Source organism: Streptomyces sp. NPDC107522, assembly GCF_055657525.1.
In genome coordinates, this window is sequence record NZ_JBVKAU010000007.1 from 333026 (window position 1) to 357706 (window position 24681).

Below are 24681 nucleotides of genomic sequence, written 5' to 3' on the forward strand. Positions count from 1 at the left end.
TCGGGGCCCGGCCCGAGCTCCAGACGGACCGCCTACCGGGCATATGGGCGGCATCGTGGAAGGGGGCGCGCCCATGGGCCGTCACCGCAAGCCCACCCACTGGGATCGCACTTGGCTTCGGCTGGTGAAGTTCCGCAGGAGGTGCATCTTGTGGATTAACAGCTGGTGAGCGGCCGCCCCCAAAGAGAGTGGGGGCGGACACCTGCGAACTAGCTAGGAGCCCGCTGCAGTAGCCCCTGCGGTGGGCTCCACTTATTGGCGGGATGGTGAGCGGCCGTCCCTACGACAACTAGGGGCGGACACTCCCTGATCCATCCGCGAGCCTGCCGCAGTGCCTGCTGCGGCCGACCCCGCCTGTCTCCGTAAGGTACCCGCGCCGCGCCCCGCATGCCACCAGCCGCAGGAGCCCGCCCGCCCACGCGCCCCCCATCACAACCGATGCGCCGCCCCCGTAGGCGCCGCCCCCCGCGTATCCAGCAACAGCTGCGCCTTGACCGACAGCCCCTGCAAGTCATACGTCCGATGCTGCTGAAGCAGAATCGTCAGGTCGGCCTCCGCCACAGCCTCGTACAGCGCGTCCGCGCGTGGCACCGGCCGGTCCAGGACGTTCCAGGATGGGACGTACGGGTCGTGGAAGCTGATGCAGGCGCCCAGCTCCAGCAGGCGGATCGCGACCTCGTGGGCGGGCGTGGACTGCTGGTCGGCGAGATCGGGCTTGTAGGTGACGCCGAGCAGGAGGATGCGGGCGGCGCGTACGGATTTGCCGTGCTCGTTGAGGAGGGTGGCGGCGCGCTGGACGACGTAACGGGGCATCTGGCTGTTGACCTGTTCGGCCAGTTCGACCATGCGCAGGGTGCGGCCGGCGGAGCCGGTGAGGTCCTGCGGGACGGCGTGGCCGCCGACGCCGGGGCCGGGGCGGAAGGCATGGAAGCCGAACGGTTTGGTCTCCGCGCAGCGGATGACGTCCCAGAAGTCGACGCCCAAGTCGTGGCAGAGGACGGCCATTTCGTTGACGAGGGCGATGTTGACGTGCCGGAAGTTGGTCTCAAGGACCTGCACGGTCTCCGCCTCGCGCAGGCCACGCGCGCGTACCACCTTGTCGGTGAGACGGCCGTAGAAGGCGGCGGCCGACTCGGTGCACGCGGGCGTGAGGCCGCCGATCACCTTGGGGGTGTTGGCGGGCGTGAAGTGGCGGTTGCCGGGGTCGACGCGGCTGGGGGAGTACGCCAGGTGGAAGTCGCGGCCCGCGCGCAGCCCTGAGCCTTCTTCGAGGAGCGGGCGCAGGATGTTCTCCGTGGTGCCCGGGGGCACGGGCGACTCCAGGACGACCGTGGTGTGCGGGCGCAGTCGTTCGGCCAGGGTGCGGGCGGCGGCCTCGACCTGGCTCAGGTCCAGGCCGCCATCCGCGCCGCGCGGGGTGGGCGGGCAGATGACGGCGGTGCGTACGCGGCCGAGCTCGGCGGGGTTGGTGGCGTGCCGGAAGCCCCCCGAGAGCATCCGGCGCAGTTCGGCGGGGCTGAGGGAGGCGGCCTCCGGTCCGGTCCGGTAACCGAGCGTGTGGATGCCGGCGGCGACGGCGGCCTTGGCCAGGGGCAGGCCGTACGGGCCTAGTCCGATGACGGCGAGATCTGCGGGCATGGCGTTGGGCCGTCCTTCCCAGTAACCGAAGCGGGGCAGCTGCGCAAGTCCTGTGGACAGGATGAGGGAGCGCAATGTCAGACTAGGAGTAAATATGACCGATTTGCGGGATTGAATGATCGCGTTTCCTTGAGTGTTGTCCACAGGCTGGGGGCGCGTGGTGGCTGAAGTCGGGCAACCCGGTCAGAATTTGGCATGGGGGGTACGAACCGGGCTTCGCCCGACGGGTGCGGCCTACGCGACCGATCAGCGGGAGGCAGCGGTGAGGACAGCGACACTGGGGCCGGCGGAGCGCGCCGAGTCACTCGCAGCAATGGCCGAGCGCGAGCTGGACCTACTGGTCGTGGGCGGCGGCGTCGTGGGCGCCGGCACCGCCCTCGACGCGGCGACCCGCGGACTGTCCACCGGCCTGGTCGAGGCCCGTGACTGGGCGTCCGGCACGTCCAGCAGGTCCAGCAAGCTGATCCACGGCGGCCTGCGCTATCTGGAGATGCTCGACTTCACGCTCGTACGGGAAGCCCTCAAGGAGCGCGGCCTGCTGCTGGAGCGGCTCGCCCCGCATCTGGTCAAGCCGGTGCCGTTCCTGTACCCGCTGCAGCACAAGGGCTGGGAGCGCCTGTACGCCGGTTCCGGCGTCGCGCTCTACGACGCCATGTCGATGGCCCGCGGCCACGGGCGGGGCCTGCCGATGCACCGCCATCTGAGTCGCCGTCGCGCACTGCGCGTCGCCCCCGCCCTGAAGAAGGACGCGTTGGTGGGCGCGCTGCAGTACTACGACGCGCAGATGGACGACGCCCGCTATGTGGCCACCCTCGTGCGTACGGCGGCGGCCTACGGCGCGAAAGTCGCCAACCGCGCGCGCGTGACCGGGTTTCTGCGCGAGGGCGAACGTGTCGTCGGGGCCCGGGTGCAGGACGTCGAGGCGGGCGGGGAGTACGAGGTCCGCGCCCAGCAGATCGTCAACGCGACCGGTGTGTGGACCGACGACACCCAGTCGATGGTGGGGGAGCGGGGGCAGTTCCACGTCCGTGCCTCCAAGGGCATCCACCTGGTCGTCCCCAAGGACCGCATCCACTCCACCACGGGCCTGATCCTGCGCACCGAGAAGTCCGTACTGTTCGTCATCCCCTGGGGCCGGCACTGGATCGTCGGCACGACCGACACCGACTGGGACCTCGACAAGGCCCACCCGGCCGCGTCCAGCGCGGACATCGACTACCTGCTGGAACACGTGAACTCGGTGCTCGCGGTGCCCCTGACCCGCGACGACGTGGAGGGCGTGTACGCCGGACTGCGCCCTCTGCTCGCGGGTGAGTCGGACGCCACCAGCAAGCTGTCGCGCGAGCACACCGTGGCGCACCCCGTGCCCGGACTCGTCGTCGTGGCCGGCGGCAAGTACACGACGTACCGGGTGATGGCCAAGGACGCCGTGGACGCGGCCGTGCACGGTCTCGACATGCGGGTCGCCGAGTGCGTGACGGAGGACATCCCGCTGCTGGGGGCCGAGGGATACCGGGCGTTGTGGAACGCACGGGCGCGGATCGCGGCGCGGACGGGGATTCATGTGGTGCGGGTGGAGCACCTGTTGAACCGGTTCGGGTCGCTGGCGGAGGAAGTGCTCGACCTCATCGCCGCCGATCCGACGCTGGGCGAGCCCCTGCACTCCGCGGACGACTATCTGCGCGCCGAGATCGTGTACGCCGCCTCGCACGAGGGGGCGCGGCATCTGGACGACGTGCTGACGCGGCGCACGCGCATCTCGATCGAGACGTTCGACCGGGGGACGCGGTGCGCGCGTGAGGCGGCCGAGTTGATGGCGCCGGTGCTGGGCTGGGACAAGGACCACATCGAGCGCGAGATCGAGCACTACCGCAAGCGGGTGGAGGCCGAGCGCGAGTCGCAGCGGCAGCCGGACGATCTGACGGCGGACGCGGCACGGTTGGGGGCGCCGGACATCGTGCCGTTGTAGGACGGCGGGGGCGGGCTGAATGTTGCGCCGCTGACATCGGGGAACGTCACCCGATCGAGTGGCGGAAGTCGGGATCTCTGCTCGAACCCCGTCCGTTCTTTCAGGTGCGAGGGCAGAACTCGGCGGCGAGCAGCCGGGGTTCGAGGCCGGGATCTGCGATCGCCGTCGTGTTCACCCGGAAGGTGAGGACTTGACGACCGCCCATGGTGGCTGCTGAGCGCACGTAGCTGCCGGAGATGCGCCCGTTGTGCCCCCATACGACGGTGCCGCAGGGCAGTTTCACGGGAAAGATGCCCATGCCGTACGAGCCGTGTGCGGCACGGGTGTCGAGCATCTCGCGCAGCCAGTGCGGGGGCAGCAGTCGGCCGCCGAGCAGTGCTGCGTAGAAGCGGTCGAGGTCGGAGAGCGTGGTCACCAGTTCTCCCGCGGCGCCGGCCACCCGCGGGTCGAGCTCGGTGACGTCGGTCCCGCCGGTGGCATAGGCGCGGCCGTGCGGGGAGGGCAGAGAGGTGCGGGAGCCAGGGAAGGAGGTGCCGGTCAGACCCAGGGGGGCGATGATGCGCCGCTCGGCCTCGGCGGCGTACGAACGGCCGGTCACCTGCTCGATGACCAGGCCGAGCAGGACGTAGTTGGTGTTCGAGTAGGAGTAGCTGCCGGGTTCGGCAGGGGGGTGGGTGAGTGCGATGCGTACGGCCTGAAGCGGGGTGACGGGGACGGTGCCTCCCGTCTCGGCGGTGAAGTCGTGCAGGCCGCTGGTGTGGGTCAGCAGGGAACGAAGGGTCAGCGCGCGCCCGTAGTCCCCGGCTCCGCGCAGCAGGCCCGGCAGATGCCGCTCCACCGTGTCGGAGAGGGACAGCTGCCCCTCGGCGGCAAGTTGCAGGACGACCGTCGCGATGAAGGTCTTCGTGATGCTGCCGGCGCGGAAGTGGTCGGTGAGGGCGATGCCCTGGCCGGCCTGGGCGTAGCGGGTGCCGGTCTCGTCGCGGGCGAGCAGGGCCGCGGCGGGGGCCTCGCCCCGCGTGACGAGCAGGGGAAGGAGGGAGCCCGTAGCTCGTGCCGGGGACGCCGACGAGGCGATGGGGGCAAGGCCGAGGAGTGCCACGGACATCAGACCTGCGAGGGACAGACACACAGGGACGCCCACGAGCGTGCGGAACAGCGGCGTCGCCGGTCGTGCCATGAGGGTTCCTTCCCTTGTCGCGGACCATCATGCCGGGCGGCGGAATGTGCGATTCAGCGGGGCTCGGGTGTGTGGTGGCCGGGAGGTCCGGGCCGTGCGGCGGCGCGGTGACGCCAGGGGCACCCTGGGCGCTGGGCACTTGTCGGGTGAGAGACAATGGAGGCTCTGTCAGGGCGGGTTGTATGAGGGGACGCATGTCGGAGGCGGAGCGGGCGGGGACATCTCGTCAGGACACTCGTCAGGACGATCACGAGCGTCTCCTCGCGGGGCGATACAGGCTGGGAGGAGTACTCGGCCGAGGCGGCATGGGCACGGTGTGGCGCGCCGAGGACGAGACGCTGGGGCGGACGGTCGCCGTCAAGGAGCTGCGGTTCCCCTCGAACATCGACGAGGAGGAGAAGCGGCGGCTGATCACGCGCACCCTGCGTGAGGCCAAGGCGATCGCGCGGATCCGCAACAACAGCGCGGTGACGGTGTTCGACGTCGTCGAGGAGGACGACCGGCCCTGGATCGTGATGGAGCTCGTCGAGGGCAAGTCGCTCGCCGAGGTCATCCGGGAGGACGGCCTCCTGGAGCCCAAGCGGGCGGCCGAGGTCGGGCTGGCCATCCTCGACGTGCTGCGGTCCGCGCACCGTGAGGGCATCCTGCACCGCGACGTCAAGCCGTCCAACGTCCTGCTCGAATCCGACACCGACCGGGTCGTGCTCACCGACTTCGGCATCGCCCAGGTCGAGGGCGACCCGTCCATCACCTCGACCGGCATGCTCGTCGGCGCGCCCTCCTACATCTCCCCGGAACGGGCCCGCGGCCACAAGCCCGGCCCCGCGGCCGACCTCTGGTCGCTGGGCGGGTTGTTGTACGCGTCGGTCGAGGGTGTGCCGCCGTACGACAAGGGCTCCGCGATCGCCACGCTGACGGCGGTGATGACCGAGCCCCTGGAGGAGCCGAAGAACGCGGGACCGCTGAAGGACGTCATCTACGGCCTGCTCACCAAGGATCCCGCCAAGCGGCTCGACGACGCCGGTGCGCGGGCGATGCTCAACGCCGTCATCCACGCGCCCGAGCCCAAGGCCGAGCCGGAGCCGATGGACGCGACGAAGGTCGTGCCGTTGCCGCCACAGCCCGGCGCGCCTGAGGGCAAGGGCCGTTCGGGTGCCGGGTCCGGGGGGAAGCGGGGCGAGGAGGCTGGGGAGCGGCTGCGCGGGGCGCTGCGGTCCGTGCGGAAGGCAGCGGTGGCCGCGGGGGCGGCCGGGGCGGCTGCTGCTCGTACCAAGTCCGGGAGCGAGACCGCTGTTTCGGGGGCAGGCGCGCAGGAGCGCGGTGGTGCGGTCGGCGGGTCGTCTGCTGGAGCGGGTGCGGCCAAGGCGTCGTCAGGGGCGGGGGCTTCGGGCCGGTCGTCCGGGGTCGGCGCCGAGACGGCTGCCGGTACCGCTGCCAGTGCCAGTGCCAGTGCCGGCGTTGGCGAGCGGGAGAACGGGAACGGGAACGGGAACGGGAACGGGCAGGACAGCGGCCGGAGTTCGGGATGGCCCGTGGTGCCGCCGCCGGATCTGCCGCCGCGGCCCGTGCCGAGGGCGCCGCTCACCGATGTGGTGCCAAAGCGGACGCTGGTGATCATCGCGGTGGTCGTCGCGCTCGCCGTGATCGGGGCGGTGCTGGCCATCGCGCTCAACGGTGACGACGACTCGAAGGCGTCGGCGAGCGGTGGCGGGGCCGCCAAGTCCTCTGCCAGTGCGAGCGCCGACACCAAGGAGGACAAGAACGGCGGTACGCGCACGGACGGTGAGACGTCCGCGTCGACCGGAGCGGGATCCGGCACCGGGGAGAAGGCCGGCAGTACGCCGAGCGCGGGGGCGAGCGCGAGCGGCGGGAGTGGTGCCGAGGCGGGATCCGGGAGCGACAGCGGGGCCGCGTCGACCCACAAGGGCAGCCAGGGGTACTCGATCGGGCTGCCCAAGGGATGGAAGTTCCAGTCCACGGGCTCGGCGGGGGACCGGTTCACCGGGCCCGACGGGCAGAAGCTGCTCGTCGCCTGGACGTCCACGCCGAAGGGCGACCCGGTGGCGGACTGGAAGAACCAGGAGCAGTACATGACTCGCTCGCAGTACAAGATGATCCGTATAGAGGCGGTGGACTACCGCAGTTGGAACACGGCCGACTGGGAGTTCACCTATGTCGAGGGCGGGACGAAGTACCGGACGATCGACCGTGGGTTCGTCGTGAACGACCATCTCGGATATGCGCTGATGTACACCGCGAAGAGTGCGAACTGGGACAGTGACCTGCGCAAGGAGACATGGCGGACGCTGACGGGTTCGTTCAAGCCGAAGTCGTGAGCTGAGCGGGTCTCGGTTCCGGGTTGCGACGGCCGGGTTTGAGCCGTGAGATACGGCAACCCCTCTTTGCGAGTTGCCTCCGGCACGTATCGTGAATGATTGCGGACCGTACGCATCCAGTCCTGCGTCCGGAACGGGACGCAAGACGAGCGGGATTGACCAACCGGACGGCCGGGGGAGGCAACGTGGACGACTATGCGGGTCGGGTGCTCGCCGACCGCTACCGCCTGCCACTGCCGCCGTCCGACGAGTACGAACTCACCGAGACCCGGGCCTTCGACACCTACAGCGGGCAGGAAGTCCTCGTCCGGCAGGTGCCGTTGCCGGAGGTCGTCGAGGCGGAGGTGCTCGACGCCGAGGGGCTGCCCGACGGGTTCACCGCACGGGACGCGTGGGACCGGGGTGCGGGGCGGCGGACCGCGGCGCGTTCGAGTACGCGCCGGCCCAGTGATCCTGCCGTACGGCGGGCGGTGGAGGCGGCGCAGGCCGCGGCGCGGATCCCCGACCATCCGCGGCTGGACCAGGTCTTCGACGTGTTCGCCGAGGGCGGGTCGCTGTGGATAGTGAGCGAGTTGGTGGCCGCGCGTCCGCTGGCGGCGCTGCTCGCCGAGAAGCCGTTGACGCCGTACCGGGCGGCCGAGGTCGCCTCCGACGTCCTCATGGCACTGCGCGTGCTGCACGGGCATGGCTGGGTCCACCGGAACATCACCGCGCGCACGGTGCTCGTCTGCGACGACGGCCGGGTGATGCTGACGGGGCTCGCGGTCGGGGCCGCGGAGGAGGCACTGTGCGGGTATGACCCGGTGCCGGCCGAGGACGGTGACGGCCACGGCGGCTCCGGGGCCGGGGCGTTCGGTGGCGGACCTGCTTCGGGCGGTGGCTTCGGCGAGGCGGCCGACGTGGGCCGGCCCGGCCCGCTCCCGGGTGCGAATGGGGTCGGCGGGGTCGGAGTCGGTGCCGGTCAGGGGATCGGCGCGCCCAGCGCCGGTGGCACGGATCCCGAGGCCGCCCGGCGTGCCGCGATCCAGGCGCGTCCGGCGGGCGGACTGCCGGTGCCCGGAGCCGGTGCGGCGAGCGGGGCGGGTCCCGGCGGGCCCGGCGGTGCGGATCCCGAGGCCGCCCGGCGTGCCGCCATCGAGGCGCGTGCGGCCGGGGGGCTGCCGGTGCCCGGGGGCGATGCAGGCGACGGGACCGGGGCGGCCGGTGCGGCACCGGGCGGTGCCCTCGAAACCGGCGGCGACATCAGGGCCGCGCGGGCCGGAGCGATCGCCGCGTATCGGGCGGGGGCCCGGGCCGCGGCCCGCGTCCAGGAGTCGCAGCAGAACGGACGGGCCGCGTTGCCCGGGGCCCGCCCGGCGCCGGAAGGCGACCCCGCCACCCAGTCCAACGGCTCGGCGCAGCAGCCGTATCCCTCCCAGCCGTATCCCTCCGGCAACGGCATCGCCACGCCCCCGGGCCGGATAGCCGACCCCTACGGCGTGCAGGCCACGCCCTGGCATGGTGCCGCGCCCCGAAGCGGAGCGGTCGGTGGTGCTCCGACGGACGAGGGCCGCGGCCGCACGGCACTTCCCCCGGCGGGCCCGGGCTCCCAGTCCGGCCTCGGCACACCTCCCGACACGGCCGCACGGGGCGCCGGGCGCGAGCCCGCACCGGGCGTCGGTGGGTCCCCGGCGGGCGGCGTTCCCGCTGCCGACCACGGGGCGTTCCCTGTTGCGGGTGTCCCCGCTCCCGGCGCCGGCGGCTTCCCCACGCAGGGCGTCCGCAGTCCCGGCGCCCCAGGCGCCCCCGTGCACGGCGCACCCGCACCTGGCGTCACCGGCTCCCCCACCCGAGGCATCCCCGCCCCCGCCGGAGCCTCGACTGCTGAAGGCACTCCACCCCTCGCCCCCGACTCCCCCCACCCCCCGACCCGCTGGGACGACCTCGTCTCCCACACCCCCGCCCACCGCGGCCCCACCACCGCGCTCGCCGCGGAGCGGGCCCGGCAGGCGCGGATGGCTGTGGTCGGGCCGGTGACCGAGCGGTGGGCGCCGGAGCAGGCCGGGCCGGTGCACGAGAACTGGCAGCTGGCCGCGCCGATCGGGCCCGCGACCGACCTGTGGGCGCTGGGGGCGCTGCTGTTCCGGGCCGTGCAGGGGCATGCGCCGTATCCGGAGGAGTCGACGGCCGAGCTGGTGCAGATGGTGTGCGCGGAGCCGCCCGCCTTCGCCGAGGAGTGCGGGCCGCTGAGGCCGGTCGTGGAGTCGCTGCTGCGTCAGGACCCCACCGAGCGCCTCGACTTCGAGGAGCTGAGGGGCTGGCTGCGGTCGCTGGTGCGGTCGGCGCCCGAGCCGGATGCCGGTGTCCATGTCGTCGCCGCGCCGCCGGTCGACCCGAACCGGCTGCCGATCGTGCGGCGCCGGGGCGAGCTGGTGCGCCGGCGGCGGGCCGGACTGCCCGCGCATCATGGGCGGCACAAGCGGGCCAAACAGGAGGCGCGTTCGCCGAAGCGGCTCGGCCGTACGCTGCTGGTGCTGGTCCTGCTCGGCATGGCCGCCGCGATCGCGTACGCCATGCTGTTCATGCCGAAGGCCGACCAGGGCAGCGGCGCCACGGCGGACGCCGATCGCACCGGCGCCGCGGGCCAGGCCGATCCGGCGCCCGAGCAGTCCGCGGAGGCGAGCAGCGAACCGCGGCCCGACCAGACCTCCCCGGGTTCCGGCAACAGCCCCTCGGAGTCGGCCGGTTCGACCGAGACGCAGACCACCGGGCCCGAGGTCCCCGACGGCTTCACCCTGCGCAAGGACGCGGCCGGCTTCCAGGTCGCCGTCGCCAACGGCTGGAACCGCACACCGGAGAACGGCCGCGGACAGGTCGTGTACTCCCACGGCGACTTCGACCTCATCGTCGTACCGGGGCGGGACACCGCGGACGAGTACGGCAGCGACCCGATGGTCTACCAGCGGGAGCACGAACGGGAGCTGCAGCCGTACCGCGACTCCAGCTGGGCCTCGTCCAGTGGGCTGAAGACGATCCAGGTCGGCCAGCGGGCCATGGCCGAGGGGCAGTTCACCTGGACCGACGACGAGGGGCGCGAGCTGTTCGTGCGCAACCTCGCGATCCTGATCGACGGGCGGTACCACGTGGTGCAGGTGCGCGGTCCGGAGGCCGAGCGGGACGAGGTGACGCGGCTGTTCGAGCAGGCGTCGGCGACGTACCAGGTGACGGGCTGAACGCGCCTCCTAGACGCCGAGTGACCGTTGAGCGCTTACTGTCGGCGACAACCATCACAGTGCGGTTTCCTTGGTACCCCCGTGGTTCCCCGCTCGTCGGCCGGTCCTTAGTCTGACCCTGTCAAGAGCATTGCGGGGCAACGTGAATCAGATGCAGGGCCAGCTCGTATCGGGGCGCTATCGGCTCGCCGACACGATCGGCAGCGGCGGTATGGGCCGTGTGTGGCGTGCGCACGACGAGGTGCTGCACCGGGCCGTTGCGATCAAGGAGTTGACCGCCGCGCTCTACGTCTCCGAGAGTGACCAGGAGCGGCTGCTCGCCCGTACCCGCGCCGAGGCGCGGGCCGCCGCGCGCATCAACCACTCCGCCGTCGTCACCGTGCATGACGTGCTCGACCACGACGGCCGGCCGTGGATCGTGATGGAGCTCGTCGAGGGGCACTCGCTGGCCGACGCCGTCAAGGAGCGCGGACGTCTCGAGCCGACCGAGGCCGCCCGCATCGGACTGTGGGTGCTGCGGGCGCTTCGTGCCGCGCACTCCGCCGGCGTCCTGCACCGTGACGTGAAGCCCGGCAACGTTCTCCTGGCCGAGGACGGCCGTGTGCTGCTCACCGACTTCGGTATCGCCCAGATCGAGGGCGATACCGCCATCACGCGCACCGGAGAGGTCGTCGGCTCGGTCGACTACCTCGCCCCCGAACGCGTCCGCGGCCACGACCCGGGCGCCGCCTCCGACCTGTGGGCGCTCGGCGCGACGCTGTACACGGCGGTGGAGGGCCGCTCGCCCTTCCGCCGCACCTCGCCGCTGGGCACCATGCAGGCGGTCGTCGACGAGGAGCCCGCCGAACCGCAGCACGCCGGCCCGCTCGGGCCCGTCATCACCGCCCTGCTGCGCAAGGATCCGGCCACCCGGCCCGGCGCGGCGGAGGCCGAGCAGATGCTGGCCGAGGCGGCGGAGGGACGGCGACCGAACTCGGCGCAGGCGTACGTGCCGACGTGGCACGGGTCGTACGGACATCAGGGGACCCACGAGCAGCCGGGGACTGGTGTCACGAGGCTGCACCAGGCCGCCGTCACCCAGGTCGGCCGGTCCGCCGTGCCGCCGAAAAGGGGGCGCCGTCTGCGAACGGCCGCCCTCGTCGTCGCCCTTGCCGCGGTCATCGGCGCGGGAGCCGCGGTCGCGCTGCAGCAGTTCGGCACGGGCAGCCCCGGCGACTCCCCCTCTGTGTCGTCGACTCCGAGCGCCAGTGCCACGCCGAGTGCCGAGGGCGGTCAGGGGATGGTTCCCGCCGGTTGGGAACGGCGCAACGACCCAATGGGCTTCAGCATTTCCCTGCCCAAGGGATGGGAGCGGTCCGTCTCCATCGACCAGGACGGCCTCCGGCAGGTCGACTACTCGCCCGACAAGGGCAAGCACCTCGTGCGGGTCGCCGTCGACACCGCGCCGGACTTCCGCACCTCGTACGAGCACATGAGCAACCTGGAACAGCGGATCTCACGGCTGCATGACTACAAGCGGCTGAGCCTCAAGGAGGAGCTCTTCCGCGACCAGCCGGGCGCCCGCTGGGAGTACACGTGGAACGCGCTGGCCCAGGACGCGCCGCACCACTTCCCGGGGCCCTACCGTGCGATCGACATCGGGTACATGGACAGTGACGGCACCGAGTACGCCATCTACGCGGCCTCACCGGCCGACGACTGGGCCACCACCAGAAAGCAGTTCGACTGGATCCTGCGGGGCTTCCAGGAGGGTTGATCGAGAACGTCGTGACCTTCTGTGGACGACGACTTCACGGAAGGCGGTCGCGTATCGGCCCAACCGGACGTTGCGTGGGCCGATACGTCACTGTCTCACAGCGGTTGTCGCGCGGGAAGCTCAGGCCCAGTCCGTGCAAGAACGGACGATCGTGCTCCCTTCCCTGACCGCGACCTGGACGCCGATGGAGTCGAGATCATCGCCGGACGGTGCCGCATACGTGGTGAAGCTGGTAGTCGCATCCTTTCCGTCGTATTCGGTACGCCAGGGCCAGTCCGTCACCCATCCAGTGCCGTGGTCAATGGATCTGAATCGAATGGCCACATGGTGACCATCTGCAGCGGTGTCCTTGACCCAACCGCTGATGTCCACATAGCTGGCTGACCAGTTGGTGAACGTCATGCTCCCCGAGGCGCCGGTGACCGAGCACGCGGCTCCGCCGCTCGCCGCGCTGGCATTGGTCACTGTGGTCGTGGCGAATATCGCCACCGCCGCGACACTCGTGACGGAAAGGCGCTTCAATGTGTTTCCCATAAAGAAATGTTAAGGCTTCCATGATCCACCTGGCAGCAAGATTCCAGCCACCCGTATTGCCCGGAATGGTGCGTATCGCCTGTTTATTTGCCATGCTTTGCAATCATTCAAAAGCCGGCCATGGCTGAAAACGATCGCCCCTGGCCACCGTTCCGGCATGGTCCGCGCCAAGGCCTGCTACTTGGCCGGTCACCGCCCCGGAAGGCGTTCGTCCGGTGCGGCATGATGAGGCCCATGGGGACCGAGGGGGACAACTTCCGTGTGATCGCGGGGCGTTACCGTCTCGAGGCGAGGCTCGGTCGCGGCGGCATGGGCGTCGTGTGGCGGGCGACCGACCAGTTGCTGGGGCGAGCGGTGGCCGTCAAGGAACTCCCCCTCGACGAGACGCTCTCCGCCGCCGAGGCCCGGCTGCAGCGCGAACGCACACTGCGCGAAGCCCAGGCGGTCGCACAGCTCAGCCACCCGAACGTCATGGTCGTCCATGACGTCGTGGAGGACGACGAACGCCCCTACATCGTCATGGAGTTGATCGACGGCGACTCCCTCGCCGACCGGATCGCGACACACGGGCCCGTCGAAGCGCCGGAGGCCGCCCGGATCGGCGCCGACCTGCTGAACGCGTTGCGCACGGCGCACGCGGCCGGCGTCCTGCACCGGGACATCAAACCGGCCAACGTCGTCATCGAGAACGGCACCGACCGCGTCGTCCTCACCGACTTCGGCATCGCCCAGGTGCCGGGCACGCCCACGCTCACCGAGTCCGGGTCCTTCGTCGGCTCGCCCGAGTACACCGCGCCCGAGCGGATGTCCGGGTCCAGGACCGGTCCCGCCTCCGACCTGTGGTCGGTGGGCGCGCTGCTGTGTGCGGCCCTGAGCGGTGAATCGCCGTTCCGGCGCGACTCGTTGAGCGGCACCGTGCTCGCCGTCGTGTCCGAGGAGATACGTCCGCCGGCGCAGGCGGCGCCGATCCTGCCCGTCGTGCAGGGGCTGCTGGAGCGGGATCCGGGGCGGCGGCTGGATGCGGCGGGGGCCGAGCGGCTGCTGCGGGAATTCCTGGAGACGGGGCAGCCGCCCGTGTCCGCACCTGTGCCGAAACGGTTCGGCAGGGCTGAGCAGCGGTACTCGCCGCGCAGCATCCTGGCCACCGCGGTGCTGGTCGCCGCGATGGCGGTGGCGGGGGTGTCGGCGGCGGCGTTGCTCGTGAACGGAGACGGGAACGGGGGTGTCGCGCCGACCAGTTCGGCGCCGACGAGCCCCTCGACGAAACCCGGTACCGAGAGTTCCTCCAGCACACCCAGCACATCGGCCACACCCAGCACGCCTGGCGTGTCCCCCTCACCCACCACCTCGAGCCCCGTACCCACCAACTCTGAATAAAGGGGAGATAAGTCGCGACCTGAGTCACGGCTCTGTGACCGGAAAGCATTCCCGCTGGATGCCTGACCGCTTGCCGCGATATGGATTGAGCCATGAGCAGCAACGGGGGAGCCCCTTACCGTTCCGACGAGCCGACGAGTTTCGGCCTGCAACCGCCGCAGCCGAACCCGAACCCGTCCGCGCCTGTGCCGCACCCGGACAACCCGTATGCGGCGCCGACCCAGGTCGTACCCCAACAGGCCCCGGCCGCCCAGCCCCCCGCGCCCGCCCAGCCCCCCGCGCCCACCCCGGACCCCGGCACCGGACGTCTGATAGCCGGCCGTTACCGGCTGCTCGCCAAGCTCGGGCACGGCGGCATGGGCACGGTCTGGCGGGCCAAGGACGAGACGGTGGACCGCGAGGTCGCCGTCAAGGAGCCCCGCGTACCGGACCATCTTCCCGAACGCGAACGAGACAACGTCTTCGAGCGGATGCGCCGCGAGGCACGCGCCGCGGCCAGGCTCGACCACCCGGCGGTCGTGAACGTCCATGACGTGGCGGTCGTGGACGGACGGCCCTGGATCGTGATGGAGCTGGTGCAGGGCCGTTCGCTGGGCGATGCGCTGCAGGAGGGCACGCTCGGGGCCCGTGAAGCGGCGAGAATCGGCCTCGAAGTGCTCGGCGCGCTGGAGGCCGCCCACGCGGCGGGCATCCTGCACCGTGACGTCAAGCCGGACAACGTCCTGCTCGGCCGCCATGACCGCGTCGTCCTCACCGACTTCGGCATCGCCCAGATCGAGGGCGAGACCAACCTCACCGACACCGGCGGCTTCGTCGGTTCGCCCGAGTACATCGCGCCGGAGCGGGTGCTGGGCCAGCGGCCGGGTCCGGCGAGCGACCTGTGGTCCCTGGGCGTCGTGCTGTACGCGGCGACGGAGGGCGTCTCGCCGTTCCGCCGCAGCAACACCCCGGCGACCCTCCAGTCCGTCCTGAACGCCGTTCCCGCCCCGCCCGCCTCCGCCCAGGGCCCGCTCGCCGAGGCCATCAACGGCCTGCTCCAGAAGGACCCGGCACGCCGCCCGAACGCCGCGCAGACGCGTGCGCTGCTGGAACAGGCGGCCAATCCGCCGGCGCCGGTCGCCGCCACGCAGGTCGTGCGGGTCGGCGAGGACGCGAAGGGAGGCGTACGGCTGGGGCGCAAGGCGCTGATGGGACTCGGGGCGGCGGTGGTCGCGGGGGCGGTGGCGGCGTATCTGCTGCTGGCGGACCCGTTCGCGGGGCCGTTGCCGGACGGGTGGGAGCAGAAGGACCTCGGCACGAAGGTCGGCTCGAGCGTCGGTGTGCCCGGCGGGTTCGTGAAGAGCGTGCCCGAGGACACGGACGGCACCGTCGTGTACTTCAACGACCCGAGCGGGGCGGTCTGGATCAGTGTGGACCGCGACATCAAGAAGGACGACAAGGACGACGAGATCCCGGGTTCCGCGCTGGACAAGGCGTACGACGACTGGGAGCTGGTCAAGGACGGCGAGTACGGCTGGGGCATCGCCACCGACCCCGCCCCCAAGGGCCAGCCGCACGAGGCCACCTACAAGGAACGCAGGGCCGCCGAGAACACCGTCGTCTACACCAGCACGGACACAACGAACCCGCGCCTGCGCGAGGCCCGCGTCCTCTACTACCGGGCGGACAACGGCGACATGTACCGGCTCTGGATCGACTATCCGGGCAAGGGCCACTTCACCGACGAGGGCCGCGAAATCGCCCGGGCCGCGGTCGAGAGCTGGGACGTCGGCGAGCTCTGAACTGGCCAAGGGCCTGTCCCTCAAGGTAGGCATGGGACATGACCAACGACGGGGGCGGCCCCGGCCGCAAGGGGCGTGTGATCGGCGGACGTTACCGGCTGGTCGAGCGCATCGGCTCCGGCGGCATGGGCACCGTCTGGCGGGCGCTCGACGAACTGGTGGACCGTGAAGTCGCCGTCAAGCAGCCGAGGTTGCCCGGCGACCCGGAGGACGCGACTCATCAGCGCGCCGCCCACCGGCTCTACCGTGAGGCCCGCGCCGCCGCCCGCGTCGACCATCCGGCCGCCGTCTCCATCCACGACGTCGTCGTCGAGGACGGGCTGCCCTGGATCGTCATGGAACTGGTCCGCGGCGAGTCCCTGCACGAGGTCCTCCAGCGCGGGCCGCTCGAGCCCGCCGAGTCCGCCCGCATCGGCTTCGCCGTCCTCGGCGCCCTGCGCGCCGCGCACGACGTCGGCATCGTGCACCGTGACGTCAAGCCCGCCAACGTCCTGCTCGGCCGCCATGACCGCGTCGTCCTCACCGACTTCGGCATCGCCCACATCCAGGGCGAGGAATCCCTCACCGTCAGCGGCGAGTTCATCGGCTCCCTGGAGTTCATCGCCCCCGAGCGGATGTCCGGCCGCGGCGCCGGCCCCGCCTCGGACCTGTGGTCGCTGGGCGTGCTCCTGTACGCCGCCGTGGAGGGCTGGTCGCCGTTTCGCCGTACGACCCTGGAGTCCACGCTCGCCGCGATCCTCTCCGCCGATCCGCCCGAGCCGAAACAGGCGGGGCCGCTCGGGTCGTTGATCGTACGGCTCCTGGAGAAGGATCCCGAACGGCGACCCCGCGCGGAGGAGACGGGCGCGGTTCTGGAGGCGGTGGCGGAGGGGTGGCCGGTGCCGGAGCCCTCCGGGGGTTCGGCACCGGCGGGGCCGCAGGACGCTTCGGGCTTGCGGGAGTTCGCGGAGGATTCGGGGACGGTACGGCTGGGAGGCGCGGCGGTTTCGGGGGGACCGGCGGCGGATGGACCGGCGGGTGAGCCGGGGCCCGGGGCGGCTGCCGGAGGGGCGCCGGAGTCGACTGCCGGGGCGACACCGAAGCCGGTGTCCGAGTCGTCGTCCGACGCGACGTCCCCCACCGTGACCCCATCCCCCTCCGCGTCCCCGTCCCTCAAGCACAGGAGCCGCTTCCTCCTCCGCCCGGTCCCCGTCGCCGTGCTGGGCGCCCTCCTCGTGGCCGGCACCTGGTTCACCACCTCCTCCTTCCTCGTCGACAAGGGTGACGACGTCAAGGAGACGAACCCCACCTACAGCTCGGCCCCCTCGGCCCCGGCCCGAACCCCCAGCCCCACCACCCCGACACCCACCCCCGGCGGCGGCACCTGGATCGCCCACACGGAGAAGGACATGAACGCCGTCCTCTCCCTCCCCGCCGACTACAAGGAGGCCGCGCGGGAGGGCAGCGCCACCGACCAGCCCCGGCTCGTCGTCTACGACATCGAGGCCGGCCTCGTCCAGGTGCGCCTCACCCAGTGGGACAAGTCGCCGGGCCCGTTGCTGGACCAGGCCGAGCAGGCGCAGGAGACCTGGAACAGCTACAACCACGACGCGAGCGGCCAGTACACACGCACAACCTTCAAGGGCTACGACGCCGTCCTCGTCGACACCGCCTACGACAAGGAGGAGTCCCCGACCCGCTGCATGCAACTGTTCGTGGCCACCGCCGACGACCGCATGTACGAGCTGCGCGTCGACATGCCCAAGGGAACGCCCACGGAGAAGAAGGGCACTGCGGTCTTCAAGGGAGCCCGTGACCGACTCGAGATCGGACCGGACTGACCGGCACCCGATCATCGTCGGCAACGCCCTGATCAGCGCGTTTGTTGCCAGTGGACACTGGCGGCATGTGAGCACTCGGTGAATCCGCGTTACCGACGGGTACACAAAGGCCCCGCTCCGGCATACCCTGCGCCTCATGACGGACGCGCAGGCCCCGGCCAAGACCGGCACCAACCCCCTCGCCCCCGCCCCGGAGGGCGCCCGCACCGCCGCCGACGTGGTCACCCCCGAGCTGGTCGCCCAGCTCACCAAGGGCGTGGCCGGTTCGGGCCGTACCGCCAACCACACGCCGTTCACCGGCGAGAAGCTGGCCGACCTGCCCGAGTCGACGCCCGAGGACGTGCAGAATGCCTTCGAGGCGGCCCGCCGGGCCCAGGCCGTCTGGGCCCAGGTCCCGGTGCGGCAGCGTGCCGCCGTCCTGCTCCGCTTCCACGACCTGGTGCTCGAACGCCAGGCCGAGGTCCTCGACCTCATCCAGCTGGAGACCGGCAAGGCCCGCCTGCACGCCCACGAGGAGGTGCAGGCCGTCGCCGTCGCGGCCCGCCATTACGGCCGTAAGGCACCGTCGTATCTGAAGCCGAAGCGGCACGCGGGCGCCATGCCCACGCTCACGCGCGTCACCGAACTGCGCCATCCGCGCGGCGTCGTCGGCCAGATCGCCCCCTGGAACTACCCCCTCGAACTCTCCGTCGGCGACGCGCTCCCCGCCTTCGTCGCGGGCAACGCGGTCGTGATGAAGCCCGACACGGAGACCTGCCTCACCGCGCTGTGGGCCCGTGACCTGCTCATAGAGGCCGGCCTGCCCGCCGATGTCTTCCAGGTCGTCCTCGGCGAGGGCCCGGTCATCGGCCCCGAGGTCGTCCGGCACGCCGACTACGTCTCCTTCACCGGCTCCACCCGCACCGGCCGCGAGGTCGCCCAGGGCGCCGCCGCCCGCCTGGTCGGCGTCTCCCTCGAACTCGGCGGCAAGAACGCCATGCTCGTCCTGGAGGACGCCGACGTGGAGAAGGCCGCCGCGGGCGCCGTCCGCGCCTGCTTCTCCTCCGCCGGCCAGCTCTGCATCTCCATCGAGCGGCTGTACGTCCACGAGTCCGTCGCGGACGCCTTCGTCGAGCGCTTCGCCGCCCGCACCAAGGCGATGCGGCTGGGCAGGTCCCTGGCGTACGGCGCCGACATGGGCTCGCTGGTCGGCGAGCGGCAGCTGGAGACCGTGACCCGGCATGTGGAGGAGGCCGTCGCGAAGGGCGCGAAGCTCGTCGCGGGCGGTGTGGCGCGCCCCGACATCGGCCCGTACTTCTTCGAGCCGACGATCCTCGACGGGGTCGAGTCCGAGATGACCGTGTGCGCCGAGGAGACCTTCGGTCCGGTGGTCTCCATCTACCGTTTCAAGACCGAGGACGAGGCGATCGAGCTCGCCAACTCCACGCCGTACGGCCTCAACTCGTCGGTCTGGACGAAGGACGGCCGCCGCGGCCGCGAGGTGGCGGCCCGCCTGCGCACCGGCACGGTCAACGTCAACGAGGGCTACGCCCCCGCCTACGGCAGCGTCCAGTCCCCGATGGGCGGCATGAAGGACTCCGGTCTCGGCCGCCGCCACGGCTCGGAGGGCATCCTCAAGTACACGGAGGCCCAGACGGTCGCCCAGCAGCGGCTGCTGCCGATGGCGCCGTCACTGGGGATGGACGACGAGAAGTACGCGCAGTTCATGAGCCGGAGCCTGCGGGTGATGAAGGCGTTCCGTTTCCGCTAGGGCCCGCTTTCGAGCCCGCCGCACCACAGCTTTCAGCGAGGAGAGCACGTGTCACAGGAGAACTCTGCCCAGAAACAGGACGACGGCTCCGGGTACGACTATGACGTCATCGTCGTCGGGTCGGGTTTCGGCGGGTCGGTAACGGCGCTCCGTCTGACGGAGAAGGGCTACCGCGTAGGCGTCCTCGAAGCCGGCCGCCGCTGGACCCGCGAGACCCTTCCGAAGAACTCCTGGGACCTGAAGAACTACCTGTGGGCCCCCAAGCTCGGCATGTACGGCATCCAGCGCATCCACCTGCTGGGCAACGTCATGGTGCTGGCCGGAGCGGGCGTCGGCGGCGGCTCCCTCAACTACGCCAACACCCTCTACGTACCGCCGAAGCCGTTCTTCGAGGACCCCCAATGGCGGGACATCACCGACTGGCAGGAGGAGCTGAAGCCGTACTACGACCAGGCCCAGCGCATGCTCGGCGTACGGCTCAACCCGACGATGACCCCGTCCGACGTCCACCTCAAGGCGGCCGCCGAGCGGATGGGCGTGGGCGACACCTTCCACATGGCGCCGGTCGGCGTCTTCTTCGGGGACGGCAAGGACGCGGGCGGGGATGCCAAGGCCGAGCCGGGGGAAGAGGTGTCCGACCCCTACTTCGGCGGGGCGGGCCCGGCCCGCAAGGCGTGCACCGAGTGCGGCGAGTGCATGACCGGCTGCCGCCACGGCGCGAAGAACACCCTCAACGAGAACTACCTCTACCTCGCCGAGAAGGCCGGCGCGGTCGTCCACCCCCTGACGACGGTCGTCTCCGTCACGGACGACTCGCAGGGCGGCTACGCGGTCGCGACGCTGCCGACCGACCGCAGGAAGAAGGGCGAGGGCAGGATCTTCAAGGCCCGCCGGGTGGTGCTCGCGGCCGGCACGTACGGCACCCAGACCCTTCTGCACCGCATGAAGGCGGGCGGCCAACTGCCGTACCTCTCCCCGAAGCTGGGCGAACTGACCCGCACCAACTCGGAGGCCCTGGTCGGCGCGCAGACCGACAACCGGCGCTACCGCAAGGCGACCGGTGAGCCGAAGGTCGACTTCACCCGTGGAGTCGCCATCACCTCGTCCATCCACCCCGACGAGAACACCCACATCGAGCCGGTCCGCTACGGCAAGGGCTCCAACTCGATGGGCGGCCTGTCGATCCTCCAGGTGCCGTACGCGGAAGGCCGGTCGAGGGTCGGCGCCTGGCTGGCGAGCGCGGCCCGCCACCCCCTCCTCGTCCTGCGCTCCCTCTCCAACCGCCGCTGGTCGGAGCGGACCATCATCGGCCTGGTGATGCAGTCGCTGGACAACTCTCTGACGACGTACCTGAAACCGGACGGCGTCGGCAAGGGCCTGCTGACGGCACGCCAGGGCCACGGGTCCCCCAACCCCAAGCAGATCAAGGCCGCTTCTCAGGCCGCGTCCGCCATCGCGGCCGACATCAACGGCTTCGCCGGCTCCAACGTCGGCGAACTCATGGGCACCCCCCTCACCGCCCACTTCCTCGGCGGCTGCCCGATCGGCGACTCGCCCGAGACCGGCGTGATCGACCCGTACCACCGCTTGTACGGCCACCCCGGAATCTCGGTCGTGGACGGCGCCGCCGTCTCCGCCAACCTGGGCGTGAACCCCTCCCTGACGATCACCGCGCAGGCCGAGCGGGCGATGTCTTACTGGCCCAACAAGGGCGAGGCGGACCCGCGCCCGCAGCAGGGAGCGGCGTACGAACGCCTCAAGCCGGTCGAGCCGAAGTCACCGGCGGTCCCGGCGGAGGCGTTCGGGGCGTTGAGGCTGCCGTTCCTGGGGATGCCGGCGGTGCCGCCGAAGAAGTAAGGCGACAGAAGTGCGGCGGCACAAGTAAGGCGACGCTGCCGGACGAACGCCAAAGAAGGACCTGCACCCCCCTCCGAGCGCAGGTCCTTCTCCGTCTTGCGTAGAGCTCTGGTGAGGCTTAGGCCTCCGCACCGACCTTGCGGCGCCTCATGGCGAACACGACACCCGCACCGGCGACGATGGCGACGCCACCGACGGTCGCGATGACCGGGAGGTTGGAGCTGGAGCCGGTCTCGGCCAGGTTGCCGGTGACCTCCGGCGTGTCGCTGCTCGGCTCCTTGTCCGTGATGGGGGCCTTGCCGCCCTCCTGCGGCTTGGTGCCGTCCGTGTTCGTCCCGGCGGGCACGATCTGGAACTTGTAGGCGACCTCGCCGAAGCCGACGCACTCGTCGTCGGCGTCGCCGTAAATGGTCGCGCCGAGCGTGAAGCCGGCACCGACCGGGGCGCTGGACTTCACGTTGAGCCGCATCGGGATGTTGACCTCGTAGTCGGGCTTCAGCTCGTCGGTGTAGCCGACGTAGCCGACCGCCAAGCCCTCCTCGTCGAGCGTCACCCAGGCCTCGGCGTCAGGGTCCCAGGCCTGCAGTTCGACCTGCTTGCTCTGGAACAGCTCCATGCCCTCGGCGTCGGGGGAGGCCCCGGCGAAGAAGTCCAGGTCCTGGAGGGTCGAGTCGGAGTTGTTGAGCACGTTCAGCGAGAACTTGTGCCAGCCGCTGCCCGCGGCGATCTTGCCGGGCAGGCCGGTGAAGGTGACGTCGACCTTGGAGTCCTCGCACGCCGACGGCTCGGGGTCCGGGGTCTCGGACTCCTCGGGAGCGGTGGTGCTCTCCTCCGGGGCCGGGCTGCTCTCCGTGGCGGTGGGCGCGGCGGACTCGGTGGGGGCGTCGGTCGTCGGCGCGTCGGTGGGCGCGTCGCTCGTCGGGGTGTCCGTCGGCGCGTCGCTGGTCGGCGTGTCGGTCGGGGCGTCGCTCGTCGGGGTGTCCGTCGGCGTCTCGGTCACGGTCTCGGTGGACGCCGACGTCGGCTCGTCCGTGGCGAACGCGGCCGGCGCGGACAGCAGCGCGATCGGCGCTATGACAGCCGTCGTGGCTGCGGCGGCCAGGGCACGGCGAAGCTTCATGAAGACCTCAGAAAGTCCGGAGTGCTGCGACGTCGCAACACGCGAGTAAAGGAGGCCTCCGCGTGTGGGGCGCGGGTGTGGCCCGTGATTCGCAGGGTTTGATCGGCGACGGATGTGAAAGGTTGTGCACCCTCTAACAGGTTTCTTATGTGGCCTGCATCACAGTCGGGGAGGCTCTGCTCGGCGGCCCGGAGCTGACGTACGCTCAGCCGGCCGACAGCCCGCTGAGAGGAAGCCCACACCGCCGTGACCGAGAAGCCGTCCGAGGAGTCGTCCATACCGGACGAGGCATGGGAGAAGTTCGTCCAGGACGCCGAGCGCGAAGCCGCCTCCGCCCCGAAGGAACCCTCCGCGCGCGCCCGCATGGTCACCGAGCGCCTGCGACAGCAGGAGGCCCGGGGGGAACTGCCCGCAGGCTGGCGCACCGGCCCCGCCTGGCAGGAGATGAACGGCCGGTCCGGGCGCCGGCGCAAGGTCTGGAGCGCTGTCGGCGTGCTGCTGGCCGTCGGCGTGGCCGTGATCGCCCTCAAGCCGTCCGCCGCGCTGTCCTGGCTGCCGGGTGGTTCGGGCGCCGTCTCGGACACGCCGTCGGCCTCACCGATGACGGCGGAGACGAGCCGGCCCAGCGGTGCGCCCGCCGACGCCGCAGGTCAGCCCACCCGGAAGCGGCCGTTCGCCGGTTCCCCGGCCGAGCGCTGGGCCGCGGGCGCGGATGCCGTCGAGGTGCCGGAGGCCAAGGCCGTCGACGGGGTCTCCGCCGCGCGGGTCGAGACGGCCCTGCGACTCACCAAGAAGTTCCTCGTCGCCTCCAACCTCGACCGCGACGTGCTGTCCGCCGCCGAACCGAAGCAGGCGCTGGCACTCATCGACCCGCTGGCGAAGGACTACCTCGCCGAGCTACGGGCGGGCCTGCGCCGCCCCAGCGTCGAGAACGACCCCAAATGGACCTTCACCCGCTTCGATCCGGACGAGATCGAGCTCGTCGGCACCGAGGTCAAGGTGCGCGGCCGTATGACCGTCGAACGCGGCAAGAGCGGAGACGGAAGAGCGCTGGTCAAGGCCGACTACACCTTCGTGTATCCGGTGGCGAAGGCCGGTGGCGGCGAGGAGGTCACCCGCGCGATCGTCCGCCGGGTCATCCAGGTGGACGTGGTGGACCCCGTCAAGTACCAGGCGACCGAGGGGCGCATCTGGCTGCTCGACGTCAGCAGCCAGATCGGCAACGACGCCTGCCGACAGGGTGACGGCTTCATCCGTCCGAGGTTCCGGTCCGACCTGTACGCCGGCGCCGAGCCGTCCGGCGACGTGGTCGATCCCTACGACCGCAGCAGGGGACTGGGCGGTGCCGGAAAGGAGTGCGGAACCGTCTCGCGCACATGACGGGGCGGTGGCAGCCCGGCAGGCATGACAGCAGCAGGCATGCCTGCACAGCAGACAGCACAGCGGACAAGAGAAGGGCCCCGCAGGCAGGAGCCGCGGGGCCCTTCTTTCGTCAGCACCGACGTCAGGGCAGCATCGGTGCCTGGGAAGCGGCGCCGGGGGGTTGCGCCGCTGGTACGGTCAGGCCTTTCGTGCCGCGGGTCGGCGCCCCGGCGCACGGGGGGGGCGCACGGAAGGTCTCGACCTCTGGCAGTGCCGTCGCGCAGCGGTGCGCGTCGGCTTCTACGCATCGTGCTGGATGGATGCGGCCACCGCAACCGCTCGACCCAGCCTTGTACGCCTTCTTGTGCTTCGTAGATCCTTCTTGCACTTCCGCCGGCCGGCCCCGGGCGTCCCCGGAGCCGACCTCTCTTGGGTGACCGGGCTGCTGTCCCCTGCCGTCCGGTCACTCACCTGGAGCGAGGTCCCACGGCGCACGGCACGATCCCGTACGCCTCATCGCTCCAGCGAGCCACGCGTGGTTCTTCGGGCCCGCCCCTGGCTGGAACGGACACCGGTACCAACGAAGGGCTGCGGGAGGCGTCACGCGCCGTACGGGTGAGAGGGGCCCCGAACTCAGATGCGACCGCGGCACAGTTCGAGCAGCGTCATGGCGAGCGAGGTGCCCGGCTTGCCCAGCGCCTCGCTGTAGTGGCTGAGGACCTCCATCTCACGCGAGAGGTTCACCCGCCGGCCGCCGGAATTGATCCGCGCCTCCTGGATGACGGCCGATACGGCCATGCGTTCCTGGATCAGCCCGATGATCCGGTCGTCCAGGGCGTCGATGCGTTCACGGGCACCGGTGATCACGTCCGCGGCCTCGGTGGTACGGGCGCCGGTCACGTCGATGGCGGTCATTTCGGGGCTCCTCGTGGAGGGGAAGGGCGGATGCCCCGGAGCGACAGGATCCGGAAAACGCCAGGCGCCCCGGA

The 24681-nt window shown here is 71.2% G+C and carries 15 protein-coding genes; 10 read left to right on the forward strand and 5 right to left on the reverse strand.

The window, feature by feature from the left end; genetic code table 11:
- Positions 1–429: 429 nt before the first annotated feature.
- The gene (locus ACZ7L6_RS24835; protein WP_471927366.1) at positions 430–1638 is read right to left on the reverse strand and encodes a nucleotide sugar dehydrogenase; all 1209 of its coding nucleotides are present in this window, start codon (positions 1636–1638) and stop codon (positions 430–432) included.
- 262 nt (positions 1639–1900) lie between these two features.
- Between ACZ7L6_RS24835 and ACZ7L6_RS24840 the strand changes: the two genes are divergently transcribed.
- Positions 1901–3607: a glycerol-3-phosphate dehydrogenase/oxidase gene (locus ACZ7L6_RS24840; protein WP_471927368.1), complete on the forward strand. Its 1707-nt coding sequence runs from the start codon at positions 1901–1903 to the stop codon at positions 3605–3607.
- 100 nt (positions 3608–3707) lie between these two features.
- On the opposite strand, the gene ACZ7L6_RS24845 is transcribed toward ACZ7L6_RS24840, so the two are convergent.
- Positions 3708–4715 (reverse strand): serine hydrolase domain-containing protein, encoded by a 1008-nt coding sequence (locus tag ACZ7L6_RS24845; protein ID WP_471927530.1) that lies wholly within the window; start codon positions 4713–4715, stop codon positions 3708–3710.
- A gap of 266 nt (positions 4716–4981) precedes the next feature.
- Here ACZ7L6_RS24845 and ACZ7L6_RS24850 point away from each other — a divergent pair, with 266 nt between their 5' ends.
- From ACZ7L6_RS24850 to ACZ7L6_RS24860, 3 genes are all read left to right on the forward strand, one after another.
- Entirely contained in the window at positions 4982–7123 is a 2142-nt protein-coding gene (locus ACZ7L6_RS24850) for a serine/threonine-protein kinase (protein WP_471927370.1), read from the forward strand.
- A 185-nt stretch (positions 7124–7308) separates the two neighbouring features.
- Entirely contained in the window at positions 7309–10335 is a 3027-nt protein-coding gene (locus ACZ7L6_RS24855) for a protein kinase (RefSeq protein WP_471927372.1), read from the forward strand.
- 151 nt (positions 10336–10486) lie between these two features.
- The gene (locus tag ACZ7L6_RS24860; RefSeq protein ID WP_471927374.1) at positions 10487–12091 is read left to right on the forward strand and encodes a serine/threonine-protein kinase; all 1605 of its coding nucleotides are present in this window, start codon (positions 10487–10489) and stop codon (positions 12089–12091) included.
- Between the two features lie 120 nt (positions 12092–12211).
- On the opposite strand, the gene ACZ7L6_RS24865 is transcribed toward ACZ7L6_RS24860, so the two are convergent.
- Positions 12212–12625: a hypothetical protein gene (locus ACZ7L6_RS24865; RefSeq protein ID WP_471927376.1), complete on the reverse strand. Its 414-nt coding sequence runs from the start codon at positions 12623–12625 to the stop codon at positions 12212–12214.
- A 234-nt stretch (positions 12626–12859) separates the two neighbouring features.
- On the opposite strand from ACZ7L6_RS24865, the gene ACZ7L6_RS24870 reads away from it, so the two are divergent.
- The 5 genes from ACZ7L6_RS24870 to ACZ7L6_RS24890 all read left to right on the forward strand — a co-directional run bounded on the left by ACZ7L6_RS24870 (position 12860) and on the right by ACZ7L6_RS24890 (position 21210).
- A complete protein-coding gene (locus tag ACZ7L6_RS24870; protein WP_471927378.1) occupies positions 12860–14002 on the forward strand; it encodes a serine/threonine-protein kinase in 1143 nt (380 codons plus the stop codon).
- A 92-nt stretch (positions 14003–14094) separates the two neighbouring features.
- Positions 14095–15783 carry a serine/threonine-protein kinase gene (locus tag ACZ7L6_RS24875; protein WP_471927380.1) on the forward strand — a complete coding sequence of 563 codons (1689 nt, stop codon included), beginning with the start codon at positions 14095–14097 and terminating at the stop codon, positions 15781–15783.
- Positions 15784–15821: 38 nt separating this feature from the next.
- Positions 15822–17603, forward strand: a complete 1782-nt coding sequence (locus ACZ7L6_RS24880) for a serine/threonine-protein kinase (RefSeq protein WP_471927382.1) — start codon at positions 15822–15824, stop codon at positions 17601–17603.
- A gap of 136 nt (positions 17604–17739) precedes the next feature.
- Positions 17740–19353, forward strand: coding sequence for a succinic semialdehyde dehydrogenase (locus ACZ7L6_RS24885; protein WP_471927384.1), 1614 nt, complete (start codon positions 17740–17742; stop codon positions 19351–19353).
- 48 nt (positions 19354–19401) lie between these two features.
- Complete coding sequence (locus ACZ7L6_RS24890; RefSeq protein ID WP_471927386.1) at positions 19402–21210, forward strand: GMC oxidoreductase; 1809 nt, start codon at positions 19402–19404, stop codon at positions 21208–21210.
- Between the two features lie 118 nt (positions 21211–21328).
- Here ACZ7L6_RS24890 and ACZ7L6_RS24895 read toward each other — a convergent pair whose 3' ends face one another.
- Positions 21329–22330 carry an LAETG motif-containing sortase-dependent surface protein gene (locus tag ACZ7L6_RS24895; RefSeq protein WP_471927388.1) on the reverse strand — a complete coding sequence of 334 codons (1002 nt, stop codon included), beginning with the start codon at positions 22328–22330 and terminating at the stop codon, positions 21329–21331.
- 246 nt (positions 22331–22576) lie between these two features.
- On the opposite strand from ACZ7L6_RS24895, the gene ACZ7L6_RS24900 reads away from it, so the two are divergent.
- Positions 22577–23710: a hypothetical protein gene (locus ACZ7L6_RS24900; RefSeq protein WP_471927390.1), complete on the forward strand. Its 1134-nt coding sequence runs from the start codon at positions 22577–22579 to the stop codon at positions 23708–23710.
- A gap of 615 nt (positions 23711–24325) precedes the next feature.
- On the opposite strand, the gene ACZ7L6_RS24905 is transcribed toward ACZ7L6_RS24900, so the two are convergent.
- A complete protein-coding gene (locus ACZ7L6_RS24905; RefSeq protein WP_433045978.1) occupies positions 24326–24607 on the reverse strand; it encodes a chorismate mutase in 282 nt (93 codons plus the stop codon).
- Positions 24608–24681 lie beyond the last annotated feature (74 nt).